Origin of the sequence: Acetivibrio cellulolyticus CD2 (assembly GCF_000179595.2) — a bacterium.
GTDB classification, from domain to species: Bacteria; Bacillota; Clostridia; order Acetivibrionales; family Acetivibrionaceae; genus Acetivibrio; species Acetivibrio cellulolyticus.
Genome location: NZ_JH556658.1, coordinates 506,797 through 521,302, shown reverse-complemented (window position 1 = coordinate 521,302; position 14,506 = coordinate 506,797). Strand labels below are relative to the sequence as shown.

9 protein-coding genes are annotated in these 14,506 nt (G+C 36.5%); 4 read left to right on the top strand and 5 right to left on the bottom strand.

What is annotated here, in order from left to right; translation table 11 throughout:
* Window positions 1-644: transposase (locus ACECE_RS28040; RefSeq protein ID WP_010249830.1), on the bottom strand; the 644-nt coding region annotated here is incomplete at its 3' end.
* Window positions 645-820: 176 nt separating this feature from the next.
* On the opposite strand from ACECE_RS28040, the gene ACECE_RS0218170 reads away from it, so the two are divergent.
* On the top strand, window positions 821-3,964 hold the full coding sequence (locus ACECE_RS0218170) for an S-layer homology domain-containing protein (RefSeq protein WP_205410202.1): 3,144 nt from the start codon (window positions 821-823) through the stop codon (window positions 3,962-3,964).
* A gap of 219 nt (window positions 3,965-4,183) precedes the next feature.
* Here ACECE_RS0218170 and ACECE_RS0218165 read toward each other — a convergent pair whose 3' ends face one another.
* The 3 genes from ACECE_RS0218165 to ACECE_RS30725 form a co-directional block, all read right to left on the bottom strand.
* The gene (locus ACECE_RS0218165) at window positions 4,184-5,065 is read right to left on the bottom strand and encodes an SPFH domain-containing protein (protein ID WP_010249826.1); all 882 of its coding nucleotides are present in this window, start codon (window positions 5,063-5,065) and stop codon (window positions 4,184-4,186) included.
* A gap of 2 nt (window positions 5,066-5,067) precedes the next feature.
* On the bottom strand, window positions 5,068-6,045 hold the full coding sequence (locus ACECE_RS0218160; protein ID WP_010249824.1) for an SPFH domain-containing protein: 978 nt from the start codon (window positions 6,043-6,045) through the stop codon (window positions 5,068-5,070).
* 290 nt (window positions 6,046-6,335) lie between these two features.
* Complete coding sequence (locus tag ACECE_RS30725) at window positions 6,336-10,061, bottom strand: carbohydrate-binding protein (RefSeq protein WP_010249822.1); 3,726 nt, start codon at window positions 10,059-10,061, stop codon at window positions 6,336-6,338.
* A 395-nt stretch (window positions 10,062-10,456) separates the two neighbouring features.
* On the opposite strand from ACECE_RS30725, the gene ACECE_RS0218150 reads away from it, so the two are divergent.
* The 3 genes from ACECE_RS0218150 to ACECE_RS0218140 are packed head-to-tail and all read left to right on the top strand — an operon-like array spanning window position 10,457 to window position 13,217.
* Window positions 10,457-11,074 (top strand): hypothetical protein, encoded by a 618-nt coding sequence (locus ACECE_RS0218150; protein WP_010249820.1) that lies wholly within the window; start codon window positions 10,457-10,459, stop codon window positions 11,072-11,074.
* A gap of 11 nt (window positions 11,075-11,085) precedes the next feature.
* Window positions 11,086-11,787 carry a hypothetical protein gene (locus ACECE_RS0218145; protein ID WP_010249818.1) on the top strand — a complete coding sequence of 234 codons (702 nt, stop codon included), beginning with the start codon at window positions 11,086-11,088 and terminating at the stop codon, window positions 11,785-11,787.
* A complete protein-coding gene (locus ACECE_RS0218140; RefSeq protein ID WP_010249817.1) occupies window positions 11,784-13,217 on the top strand; it encodes an ATP dependent DNA ligase in 1,434 nt (477 codons plus the stop codon). Before ACECE_RS0218145 ends, ACECE_RS0218140 begins: the two co-directional genes overlap by 4 nt.
* A gap of 82 nt (window positions 13,218-13,299) precedes the next feature.
* Here ACECE_RS0218140 and ACECE_RS0218135 read toward each other — a convergent pair whose 3' ends face one another.
* Window positions 13,300-14,484 carry an aminotransferase-like domain-containing protein gene (locus ACECE_RS0218135; protein WP_010249815.1) on the bottom strand — a complete coding sequence of 395 codons (1,185 nt, stop codon included), beginning with the start codon at window positions 14,482-14,484 and terminating at the stop codon, window positions 13,300-13,302.
* Window positions 14,485-14,506: the final 22 nt, after the last annotated feature.

Below are 14,506 nucleotides of genomic sequence, written 5' to 3'. Positions count from 1 at the left end.
TTGTAGACATAGCAGAAGTAGCCGTTTATGTAGAGTTGCCTGATTTTTTGTTTGCAGAGGCTTGAAGAAGGCATAAGGCTATAAGCCATTTTATATACATCGACATCAGGCTTGTCCTTGTAGAAAGCCTTGAGTTTTTTTATGATAGAATTTATGAACTTTGGGTTATTCTCAGTTACAAAGGTTTCAATACCTGAAGTATCATAAGCGATAGTGGATGCAAGAGTAGTGTTAATTTCCTGGCAAATAGGTTCTGTAATATCTACAAGGTGGTTAAAGAAGTTTTCCAGGTAAATAACGAAATCTTGTTTGAACCGTGTAAACTGAGAGTTATGAGGGACGTCTGGAAGGCCACAGAATTCACGGGCTTCATGGCATAAATTAAGAAAAATAATGAGTAGCGAAACTGTAGGAATGCCAAGAATTTTCTGCAGAACTAATGCTGAAAGCATTGAAGAGAGTGAATATTTACGGTCTCTCCCTAGAGTTTTGTGGTAAGACCAATAAAAATCCTGTGGTATAAGCGAAGATAAATCAAGATGTTGTGAGAGTAGCTTAAGAAATTTTGGCTTATTATTTTGAAAAACATCTTTACATTCTTCGAATGTGTCAGCAAAAGAAATTTGTTTATAAAGTTTTACCATTTGTTTTCCCCTTCTCTTGTTTAAAATTGGATTAGATACCTATATTTTACTAGAAGCGGAGGGGGAAAACAATAAAAATATCAATTTGAAATGCAGTAAATTCAAGCGTTATAGCATTTCGCAAATAACTATTATTAATTTATTTTTGGGGGTGTACTCTTAAAATGTATCAAAGAATGCAGAAACTATCGGCAACGTTAGTTGCATTGGTCATGACAACATCAATATTCACTACAACCTTTGCACAAGAATCAACAAATGTTAAAACTCACTGGGCTCAGGAAAAAATGCAGAGATGGTCAGATATCGGTATTATAAAAGGATCCGGTAACGGAGATTTAAGACCCGATGACAATATCACAAGAGCTGAAGTTGCGACAATAATCAACAAAGTATTTGGACTCATTTCTAAATCATCTATTCAGTTTAGCGACGTAAAGCTAAACTCCTGGTATGCTGATGAACTGTTAAAAGCTAGAGAAGCCGGTTATTACAACGGATATACAGGCAACATTTCAAATGCCGATTCAAAAATCACCAGACAAGACACAGCTGTAATGCTTTTAAAGGTCTTCGGTCTAGATACTTCTAGTGCCCTTGACTCATCCAACTCATTTATAGATGCCGGAAATATTTCCAGCTATGCAACTGCTGCAGTAAATAAGCTATCTGGTGACGGAATTATTAAAGGTTATTCAGATGGAAGCTTTCTTCCAAAATCAAATATAACCAGAGCCGAATTCATTTCTATTATCGATAATCTTGTAAAATTGTTATGCAATGCTTCAGGTACATATGGTTCAAATAACGTGTCAGGTCACGTAATTGTTAATCAACCTTCAGTTGAATTAAAGGATATGACTATTGGCGGAAACCTGTACCTGACTGAAGGTATAGGTAACGGCAGTGTTACACTTAATAACATCACTGTAACAGAAATGACTTATATTTCAGGCGGTAAGGATAGCATAAAATTCACTGACTCAAAATTAAACCTGGTTATAGTTAACGTTAAAGACCCAAATGCCAGTATAATATTTACAGGAACATCAAATATCAGCAAACTGACTGTAAACAGCCCTGCACAAATTCAGTTTGATACAAATGTACAGGCAGAGCTGTTAATTAATTCCGACGGTGTAGTGATAAATGGTCAAACATTAATAAAAGGCATCGCAAAGGTTGGAAATGGAAAAGTTACACAGAATATCAGTGAAACTAATCCTGAAATTCCAGCTGCTGGCCCTTCCAGCACACCTGCAGCCACTCCTGCAATTACACCAACAATCGGAAGTAATTCTGGCAACTCTGGTAATTCTGTTAATTCTGGTAACCCTGATAATTCTGGCGGAAATAAAACAGACATACCTAAAGCAACACCTACTTCTACCCCAACATCGACTCCTACTTCAACTCCTACTTTAACTCCTACTTCAACTTCTACTTCAACTCCTACTTCAATACCTACTTTAACTCCTACTTCAACTCCTACTTCAATACCTACTTCAATACCTACTTTAACACCTACTTTAACTCCTACTTCAACTCCTACTTCAACTTCTTTAATTGTGTCTATATCAGACCTTAATGACGTTACAGTTGTACCAGGTAATATTCCTATACTTCCTGAAACAGTCACTGTAACCTATTATGATGGATCTACTGAAGTTATTGCTGTTACATGGCCAACAGTCGATACTTCAGAGGCTGGTGAACAGATAATTGAAGGTACAGTAGCTGATACTACACTTACAGCTATTGTTAAAGTTATAGTAGTTCCAGAATTGGTACTCGAAAGTGCAACAGTAGATAATCTTATGGAAATAGTCCTTAACTTCAACAAACCTTTATTAGATAGCGATAAAGCTGAAAATGAAGAAAACTATGAGATAAGTGATGATTATTTTATAGAAGATAATTACGTTGCAAACGCAGAACTCTCATCCGATAAGAAAGCCGTAACCTTACTTCTTAAATACCCACTTGGGGAACAGGATGATATTGTGGTTACAATTCTATCAGATATTGGACTAAAAAATGATACTAAAATAACTATTGATAATATTGAAGATACTGTAGCTCCTACAGTTACTGGAGTAGCAGCAGTGGGTAGTTCCATGTTGAAATTAACATTCAGCGAACCTGTTCAAAATTCAAATGTTATTTCAAACTACACCATAGATGGAGAGTTATTTGAGTCTTCACAGCCTGTATTATCTAATAATGGCAAAACAGTAACCTTCTATTTGACAAACCATTTAACATTAGGTTCTCATATGCTGGTTGTAAATAATGAAATTTGCGACTACTCATTTTGGGGTATTGGAGAAAACGAAACCGAATTTACAGTTGTTGAAGATACAACCGCACCAACCGGAGTAATTGAAAGTGCTACCCAAACAAAAGTTGTGATCAAATTCAGTGAAGAAGTTGAATTTTCAGACATGGATAATATATCCACTGATTCAAGTGCTATAATAGAGGCTGTTGAACTCGATGATGATGACATGACACTTTCAATTTATTTTAGTATTGATGCTCCCTTGCCAACAACCGGCAGTCTATTAACTATCAAGAATCTCACTGACTACAGTGGAAATAAAGTTGATTTTAAAATTAGTGTACCACCAACTAATGATATAATCAGTCCGGAATTTGACATGTATTTCTTATCCCAAGATCAGACACAACTTATTCTTGAGTTTTCTGAAGATGTAAGTGCACTTGCTGACATAACGCTTATAGACCAGGAAGGCAATGAAATTCCAGTTACAGTTCTTGGATACTATTATAATACGGAATACGATAAAGTTGAAAAATATAGACTTGTTGTGGAAAGAACAGATTCTAAACCTTTTGATTTGGAAGCATACATTTTGACAATTTCAGATGTAACTGATTTGAGTCCAATTGGTAATAAAATTCTTGAAACTACTGTAGGTATTGATTTAGGCGATCAAACCGCCCCTAATGTTTCAAATATTTATGCAAAACCAGAAGATAACACTCTTTTAATAGTGTTTAATGAAAAAGTAGATGCAGTAACTGCAGAAACTAAAACAAACTATACCTATACCCTATCCGATCACATATGTTATCACTTAAATGCTGATACTTCTGTGACATTATTACCAGATGGGCAAACCGTAAGTATTAAGTTCCCAATTGATGATGACAAGGTTGATGAGGCAAACTGGATAAACATTAATGATATTGAAATTTTCCAGATAAGCGCAGTAACAGACCTTGCTGGAAATAAAATGCCACCGCTTGCATTCACAAGCTTCGATGAAATTGGTAACGAACCTGAAGTTAAATAAGTAAAAACAACTGATATTTATGCCACTGCAAGTAGAAAGGATATGAATTTAAGGCCTCAAACCCCTAAATTCATATCCTTTTATCCTTTTACTATAGATGATCAGACACTAAATACAGGTGCCTGATTTTCTTAATGCTGAACTTTTTTATAAAAACAATGCTCCTTACTTTCCATATTAAATGGAGGTAAAGAGCATTAATACAATTCTAATAATAGGTTATTTACTTGCAAGCATCTGTGATAATAGATCATTTCCCTTTGGTACCATTTCAATAGGTATATCCTTGTCAATAATCCGTTCAGTCTCTAAAATTTCAAACATTGTAGCTGCAACATCCTTGTCATTTGCAATTTTTCTGAGCGTTTCTCCTACTATCTTAGGTCTAATGGTTGCAGCTTTACCAAAATCTACAGCAGCAGTTTTATCTGCTGTACTCCTGATAATGTTAACCTGATTTGCTCCATCCTGCTTAATAGCCGAAGTTACCTGTCTTAAACGATTCACAACCTTGCTCTCAATCTGCCTTATCATTTCCAGATCTCTGAAATGTACCTTACGAACATAACACGACCCTAGCATATAGCCCCATTCGTTGGACTTTTCGGAAACTTCATCCCTTACGGTCTTACTCATTGTATGTCGGTCAACCAACATTTTTTCCAATGGCAAATTACTAAGACATCTTACAGTTGAATTGCCTACATTTGCAGCAAGTGAGCCACGTGGATCGGTATTTCTGAATATATAATCGAGAGGATTGCTGATATACATCTCATACCAGATACCTATACCCATTGGTGCTCCTTCTTCCGAGTTAACAGGCTGACTTCTAAGATACTCCTGGTCAAGCTTCATATTTACCTTATAGCACCTTCCCAGCCAATTTATCACAAGAGCCTGCATTCCAAGCTTTGGCCATAAAAAATGCAAACCAGGCTCATCAATTTGCCCAACCACATTACCAAAGAGCACATATACTAGTGCCTGCCTCTCCTGCACTATAACATAAAAACCGAAAAACCTTAGAACACCTAAAAACAATGGAATACCAATCAAAAATACAAAGAATGATACTAATGCAAATCCAGTAGTAGTCATAATCAGCCCTCCTTAATAATTCTCTTGGTTTTATCCAAAAGACTTAGCTTAACATTGCGTAAATAAACATCCAGAGATTCCTTGCTTCCCTGAGTTTTCAACTCAGATAACTGCTGCGCTAGACGGTTCAATTTTTCAACCTCAGCTTCAGCATTTAGTGTTTCAATCTCAACAGCACGTTTAGATTGAACTACTTTCTGATCTGCTGCTGCTTGTGCAAGGCTGATATCCGAGGATACCTGATTGTGAGCAGTATTAATAGCTGCAAGAGCAGATTCTACTTCTGCTGGAGGATCTATACCTGTTATAAGTGAAGCTTCCAGTACAACTCCGTAACGCGCAACTGATACCTGACATTCTTTATCCATATGGTCATTTAAGTCCCGCAGGTTTTTTCTAAGGTCATTGATAGATATTCCCTGTGCTGCAGCAGCTGGTGTTTCATTATTACCTTCTGATTCTGGAGCTTCAAAATTGGAAATACGTTCCCTCAATACTGAGACAAAGTATCCCATAACGTGGGCAAGCGGATTCTTTACGCCAAATATATAGGCATACAAATTACGTTCCGATACCCTAAAACGTATCTGTCCTGTAAGTCCAATATTCAACTGGTCCTTTGTAACAGCATCCAATACTGTGTTATTATTATTTGCCCTTCTATCTTCCGGATCAAAAGCCATATTTACTGTTTCTGTGGCAATTGAAACCTTATAAACTTTCTCCCAAGGCCACTTGAAATATGGTCCTCCCGGTTGTATTACTCTAAGCTGAGGATAAGCATATCTTGATTGTTCATCCTCACGAAGAAGCTCAGAAATCGGATCATCCAACGTAGTCTTATTTTCAATTCTCTGTGCACGTCCAAACACTGTTTTTACGGCTCTTTGATTTTGGTTTACAATGTAAAACCCTGTAAAAACGAATCTTACAATAAACCAGGCCAATAAACCTAAAAACACTCCACTTAGCATACTCATTCATTTAGCCCCCTTGATAAGTTATTTTTTTGCTCTTTAGTAATTTATACTTAAAAAGCAAAATCTTTACAGACTCTCTCGATACAGTCTTTTCAATATTCTACATTTTTCTTCATATTCCTGCAAGAGCAAATATATCTCTAATATATGTTATATGCTGTATGTCCAATAACTTCGGGCAATAAGTGATAGCGCAATAATATAAAACTAAAAGTTCCCATGAATGCTTGATCCATAGGAACTTAAAAGATTATTCAAATATGTAATTAAATACTCATTTGTAATTACTCCTAACCTATATCAATTTTCCAGATTACGTTTACGCTAAAATCATTTAGACTTTTTTCAACTACTACGGTCTTATCATAACCATTTATATCAACACAATTGAGAGTATACGCAAACTTTGAATCTGATCCGACAAATGATACCATTCCAACTTTCCTGTATTTAACCTTAATGTTAAAACTATAAGGACTTATAACATATTTGGTCCCATCATAAGTGAGAGTTATATTTCCCAATAACCCGGAAACCTTGTATCTGTTTTTTCCGTCCACCAAAACCTGTGTTATATTCATTCCTGAAGGTACTTCACTTACAACTACTCCTTCTGGATATATTTCCTCATAGAGTACATTTTTTAAAGTAACCTTATCCACTGGTTTTTTATATATGTTCCTAATAATTGAATCCATATCATAAACCGCTGACGTGCTGTAATAATGCGTTCCGGTTGATACCTCTTCCGATCCCGCAATTAATGATATAGCTTCAAGTTTGCTTGTAATATCTGAATTGCCAGAGTAATCAATAAAGATTGGTTCAATACTGCTTGAATTAATTATACCTCCGATTTTTTTCGCATAGTCTAAGCCTTTCCCATTAGTATCCAATTTCCCATCTCCAGACGTATAAGCTGCACTTGTATTATCAGTTTTATATGTTGAGTAAGCAGCATCATTACTTGTCCATTTGTTTGGTGAAGATGCACTTAAAGTTATTATATATTTTGAAGCATCGGACGATGGCTGGTTATTTAACGTATGATAAGCCCTTCTTAAGCCATCTCCCATATTACTTTGTGTTGTGTTGTTTACTAATATGTTGTCAATTTCCGCCTTCAAATTTGATACTCCAGCCGAACTAGACAGGTCATAAAGTAAAAAGCTGTTCAAATTAGCAGAATCAGAGTATTGAACTACTCCCATTTTTGTTTCTGAACTTGCGAATTTATCTACAAATTGCTTGGCAATTTCTTTAAAACAAAAACCCGATCCTGTAGCACCATAGTATTTACTTTTAGCATCACCAAGACCTTCTGCTGGATATTCAACTTTTGTATTTGACCCTTGCAAAATAATATCATTTCCAGCAACTACCGAGCCAAAAACTGTATTTCCAATACCTTCTAAAAAGATATTTCCAACTTCAGTAGTATATTTTGGATTTCCTGTTATCCCGGCCGTATACATAATACCCTGTATTGTAGCATAATTGGTACTAAAACGAATCGAACCATATATTGAGTATAGATTAAGAATATCAGCCGAATCAGCAGGTGAGTAATCATTTCCCTGTATTACTATATTTCCGTCAGCCAACAGAAAATTTTGATTTGTGTTTTCCGTTCTGGTTACAGAAATTGTTACATTTCCTTGGAAGTACATGGATGACTCAATCTTTAATGTACCTGAACCTGTTATTAAAAAAGTATTAGTCGAAGAATAGTATGTAATCATAAAATTAGGTTGCCCTGGCATTAGCTTAAATTTGGAATCAACAAAATCTTCAGGCTTAAAAACCATTGAATTGGCTTCTGCATTATTTATTAAAGCTGTATGGAAATCAGGCATTTCTATAGGTTCCACGTTGTTTATAAACCAATTAACATTTAGGTTTGGCGTTGATACTGAGTATCCTTCAGCCGAAAGAATATCCCTTACGTTAAGGGTTGTTATGTTGGAAACTAATTTACTATTTGCATTAACACTTCCATTAATGGTTGCAATATCTCCAACTGATGATATGTTTCTTTTTGCAAACAGTCCATAATCTAAAGGTGTTGAAGCGTCAGAGTAAAGGCTGTTTGTAGCTAATGAATTTTCCATTACAAGTATTATTTCCTTCTTTCCTTTTATGGCTCCAGGAATTGAAATACTTCCGTTCTGTGATAATGACATAGTGGAAGCAATACCAAAATCCACACTGTTCGTTGCAGCTCTTGAAACAGATAAACTTGCAGCTAAATCAGCAGGAGCAGGTGAAGGACTCATTACTAGGGTAGTTGTTGGTGCTGGCGTTGTCGCTGGTGTAGCTGTTGCTGTTGATTTAGCCGTTGCTATTGGCGTTGCTGTTGCTGTAGCTGACGGTGTTGCAGTTGATTTAGCCGTTGCTGTTGGTGTAGCAGTTGATGTAGCCGTTGGTATAGCTGTTGGTGTTGCAGTTGAAGCTTCAAAAACCCTAAGGCAATCAAAATTTGGACCACTGATTGAGTCTGTAGAAGTTAAACGAATAGAATTGCCTCCTGAATTCAGATTCACTGTAACAGATTTTTCTAGCCATGTTGACCAACTGCCAGTGTCTTCAAACATGACCCCACTAAGTACTTTAACATTATTAACATATAAATCCATTGGTCTGCTCGAAGTTGTTCCATTAGCATACCTGAAAGCCAAGTTAGTATTTACCGATTTAGGTAAATTTATATGCCATTCTATATAACTTCCTACTGCATCATTTGGATTCAAATATGCATACCCAGTATATCCCTTATTTATAGATTCAATAACACAATTACAATAACTTGCCGATTCTGCAAGATATAATGTACCAACAGGCGTTGGAGTAACAACCAATGTTGGAGTTATTGTTGGAGAAGGTGTCGCACTTACTAAGGACAAAGACGAACTTCCATAGATTCTCAGGTAATCAATATTAGGTCCACCGTCTGAGGTAACTGCAGAAATCCTGATAATGTTGTTTCCAGCATTCAGATTTGCAGTAAAAGATTTTTCACTCCATGTTGTCCAACTATCGGTTTCGGGAAAAGAAGCACTGTAGTTAACGGTATTACCGTTAACTATTATATCTACTCCTCGCGTTGCATTCGTTCCGTTTGAATATCTTAAAACAAAAGTATTACTTCCAGAGTTTATAGCATTGACCTTCCATTCAATGTATCCTCCAGCTTCGTTATAGAAATTTAAATATGATTCCCCAGTATATCCCAAGTTTGATGTTTCACTATAACATTTACCATAGCTGGCTGATTCCGCCTGATATATCACACCTGATAATGATGGGGTTGGGGTTAATGTTGGCGTTGATGTTGCTGTCTTTGTTGGGGTTGCTGTTAATGTTGGTGCTGGTGTTGGTGTCGCTGTCTTTGTCGGTGTTGATGTTAATGTTGGCGTTGATGTTGCTGTCTTTTTTGGGGTTGCTGTTAATGTTGGTGTTGCTGTTGCTATCTTAGCTGGTGTTGGAACAAACCATGCTTTAAAATATCCAAAAACCCTAAACTCATAAAAACTTGGCTTATAACTTGGTGGAACGCCCGTTATAGTAATTTTTACATACCTTGCAGTTGCTGTAAAGCTGTCACTTTGAGTCTGAGTCTTAGCAGTGTTGTCTGTTTTGTCAACCACCGTAAGCCAGGTTAATTTATCTGAGGATACCTCTATTTTATATTTGTATAAAACTTTATCGAACTGCCATACAACTTCTGAACCAGAAAGAGTATATAAATACTTCAAGTCCACCATCCACCAGTGGTTAGGCTTATCATCCTGTGCTGACCAACAAGTTAAGAGGTTATTGTCATTTCCACCAAAAGCCCAACTTCCAAACTTCATGCTGTCGGAAGTAGAAGCTTTTCCGATAGCAAGATTAAATTCTCCCGCTGCAGATACAGTTGTCGGAAATGATATGCCTAAATTTGAGTATAAAGCCATCGTAAGAAATAGGCATGCCATAAACAATGAAAACTTTCTTTTTCTTGAATTATTTTTATACATTCCAGATCCTCCTCCAGACACTAACATAAAGGTATGTTTTATTGAAATACTAAATAGTTGGGTATGTTTTATAAAATGTGCACTGGTATGCTAAATGAAAATGATTCATTTTAGTAAGAAATTATTATGAAGCGCATATTGGATAAAAATGTCGTTGTACAAGTATTATTAATTTTTAATAAGAATTTATAGACTGTAGAGATAAGAAAGCAAATTTCAGAGTTTATAAAGAGTAAACAATTGAAGATTAAAAATGATGAATATAATTAATAATTTAAATAAATACAATAATATTATACCCTATTTAGCATATAATTGCAAATTGTTATAAAAATTTTTTTAATATGCTATAATATATTAATTCGTATATTTATATGTTAAAGAGGGGGTTAAATATGGCGAAAGCTTTGGTTTTTAAGTTAAATGATAAGGAATATCCGTTTTACCCGGTAAAGATCGAACGAAAAAAGCTTTACGGTTGGACAGAAACAATAGCTTTAGATGACGAAGGCAATGAGTGCAAACTTGTAAGTATGGACGAATCGGGTACTGTTATAATACCTAAAGGAAGTTTGGGACTTGGAGTACTGAACAATAATTTTGAGTGGGTTGACAGGTCTGAAATAATTGCTGTTGATGAAGGAGGCAATGAAATTGAGCCTTTTCCATCAAGCTTCTCTGAACCTATTGAGCTAAGTATAAAAGTAAGTCCGGAAGAGCTGCTAAACCACAGTATAAATGCTGTCTACCAGCTAGATGAAGAAAGTGTATGTGATGATCTGAAGAAAGAAATATCAAATGGAGATATATTCACCTTCAATTTTAATTATAGAGACGGCTATGAAACAAAAACAGCCTTTCTAGTTGAAAGTGAAAGCAAGCTTTTTATGCTTGTAGGAAGCCCTATTGAGTTTACTTTTATTGGTCTCGAGGAGCAAGGTTACATAGATGAGTTGGAATCCGAAGATGAAGAGCTGTCTGAAGAGCTCGGCATTGATTTTAGCATGATGTAGGAGGAGTCTTTATGAGAATGCTTAATATTTCAAACGAAAAAAAGAGAGATGCCGCCGTTGGAATGGAAAACAAAAAGACCACAAGCAAAATATACTTTGCTTTAAAGGACGGTTCTCCAAAAAAGAATGTACGAATTCTCAAGGGCACTCTCCCGGTTGAACTTGATGCCCTTGTAAGTAAATTCGGAGATTTGCACAAGGTTGGCGAATCAATCATTGAAAATGATCCTGAAATTGATTTTGAAAACACCGGAAGAGTTGTTGCCGGTACAAGAAAGCTCTACTTGAATGCTCAAAACCGTATTGCGTATAGAGTTAATCTTGTTGAGGTAGTTAAAAACCCTGACGGAACCGAAAAAGAAAGAAAAGAACTACATAAGACCGAGGCAAATATATTAAATGAAATACCTCTTAAATGGACTGGAGTTAAAATCCCTAAAGACAAAGCTGTAAGAAAATTTGTTTTCTCGCTAAAATACCAAATCAAGCATGTAAACGGTCTTACCTATGACTTTTTATATGATATGGCCAAAAACCTTGAAGAGAGCAATTCACTAATGCTTGTTGGCGGTGGAAAAAAAGGTACTGACCCGATAGTGCTGACAGGCGGTGGTACTCCTTACAGAGGCTTTTTGGAAGGCAGGATTAAAGACGATAAATACTGTCTTATTCTGCACCTAACAAATCTAGAACTGAAGGAGTTGGGACAATGAAGCTATATACAGAAAAATTAAAGAAAACAAAAGGTTATTTGGAAGGAACGTTAGAATCAGTTGATGCTTTGACCTCTACAACTGCTTCCAGCTATAAAAAAAGAGTCTGCAAGAGCTTTATTTCCATATCACCTGACCAAATAGATTCTAGAATAAGCGGTGATGATTTTTATGTCACCAAAAAACTTGACGGAGAAATGAATGTCATATTTTTTGATGGTTCAAATGCGTTTATAATCAACACAGGTGGAAAAGTAAGAACAGGTATCCCCTGTATTGAAGAAGCTGGTGAAATCCTAAAGCTTGCAGGAGTTAAAAGTGCAATCATACCGGCTGAACTATATGTAGAAGAAAAAGACGGCAGGACAAGAGTTTTTGATGTACTTTCAGCTCTTTCCAAGGAAGACAGCATTGGAACTCTTAATCTTGCACCCTTTGACTTGCTTGAAATAGACGGCCAGCCTTTTAATGCAGACAGTTTTGAGCAAACATACCAAAAACTCTCCGAGCTCTTTTCTAAGTCCTGTAAATTAAAGCCTGTTCCATTTAGGAAGCTTTCTTCTAAAGGTGATATCAAAGAACTGTTTGATGACTGGGTCGTAGCTCAAAAAGCTGAAGGGCTTGTAATAAGGAGCAATCTCCCTCTTATATACAAGCTTAAGCCAAAACATAACATGGATGTAGTTATAGTAGGATACACAGAGGCTTCAGGCGAATTAAAAGGTCAGATAAGAACTTTGCTTTTGGCAATGATGACAAGTGAAAACTGCTACCAGATTGTTGGAAAGACAGGAAACGGTTTTACGGATTCTGAGCGAAAAGAATTTTACGAAAAGCTTTCCAAAATGCATATTGATTCTGAATATATTGAAACAGATTCCAATCATGTAGCATTTCACATGATAAGACCTGAAATTGTTATTGAAATAAGTATTAACGATATACTTACAGATGCCAATACAAACGGCATTACCAATCATGTTCTTGAGATATCGGATGGTACTTACAGGCTTTTAAATACTGTGCCTGGAATAAGTTTCATTTATCCGATGTTTGAGCGAATCAGGACTGATAAGCAGGTATGTGTTGAACATGTGCGTTTTTCTCAGGCAAGCGACCTGGTTTACATCCCTGATGTGGATAGCTGTAGTACAGTTGAGCTTCCTCATAGTGAGTTTATCTTGCGTGAAGTTTATAAAAAAGAGGTCAAGGATAAATTAATGGTTTTGAAATTCCTTGTTTGGAAGACAAATAAGGAACTTATTGACGAGAATTATCCTGCGTATGTAATGCATTATACCAACTTCAGCTCAGACAGAAAAGATCCTCTGCAGCGTGAAGTAAGAATATCAAATAGTAAAGATCAGATTCTAGCCATTGCTCAGGAGTATATTGAAAGCAATGTAAAGAAAGGCTGGGTAAAAGCTTAATAAGGCTGTCAAAACGGGGTTGGTAGTAATGCCAGCCCCGTTTTTATGTATTTTCAACCAAAGTGCTTTTATCGCTGATAAATCATATTAATTCTCTCAATACCCCTGCAATGCACTTAAGTCCTTCTACAATTCTATCTTCCGGCATGTTTGAGAAATTAATCCTCAAGGTATTTTCCTTGCCTCCATTAGGGAAAAATGAGCCTCCCGGAACAAACGCAACATTCTTTTTGAGGCATATTTCCAGTACATCCCTTGCATTTATGTGGGCAGGAAGCTCTACCCACGCAAACAATCCACCCTTAGGCCTTGTGAAGGTTACACCTTCCGGGAATTCTTCCTCCATAGTTTTAACCATTATATCCCTACGTTTCCTGTACACCTCGCGAATTTTTTCAATATGTTTATCAATATCATAGAGTTCAAGGTATTTGGCAATTTCCATCTGTGCAATGGTATTGCACTGTAAATCTGCTCCCTGCTTTACAAGAACATACTTTTCAATTGCACCTTTTTCACCTGCAATCCATCCAATTCTATAGCCCGGACAAAATGTTTTAGAGAAGGTTCCAAGACAAAGTACACATCCTGTCTTGTCAAAGGACTTTAACGACGGCAGAGTTTCGCCTTCAAACCTTAGTTCTCCATATGGGTTATCCTCAATCACCACGACCTCGTACTTCATAGCAGCCTTTACAAGCTGCTCCCTGCGTTCTAAACTCCAAGTTCTTCCCGTAGGGTTCTGAAATTCAGGAATAACATATATTATCTTAGCCCTTTCTGTTTTTTCAAGAATCTTTTCAAGTTCGGAAGGTATCATTCCATCATCGTCAGTAGGTACCTCAACAAATTCACAGCCATATGCTCTGAATGCACTGATTGCAGCAAGGTATGTCGGGCTTTCACACAATACAACATCCCCCTCATCAAGGAAAACCTTTCCAGACAAATCCAAAGCCTGCTGTGAACCATGCGTCAGCAGAATGTTATCTGCAGCGAACTGAGTTCTAAGCTTTGAATTCATTCTTTTTGCAATCCACTCCCTCAAAGGAGTGTAACCTTCTGTTGTAGTATATTGTAATGCCTTTGAGCCTTCCTCCGAAAGTACAATTCTGTTTACTTCCTTGATCTCTTCAACCGGAAAGAGCTCCGGTGCAGGCAATCCCCCGGCAAAAGAAATAACTTCCAGTCTTTCGGTTACTTTCAAGATTTCTCTTATCTCTGATGCCCTCAATTGTGACATTCTTTTTGCAAATTTAAAATCCATTTAAACCACCTCCGACATATAC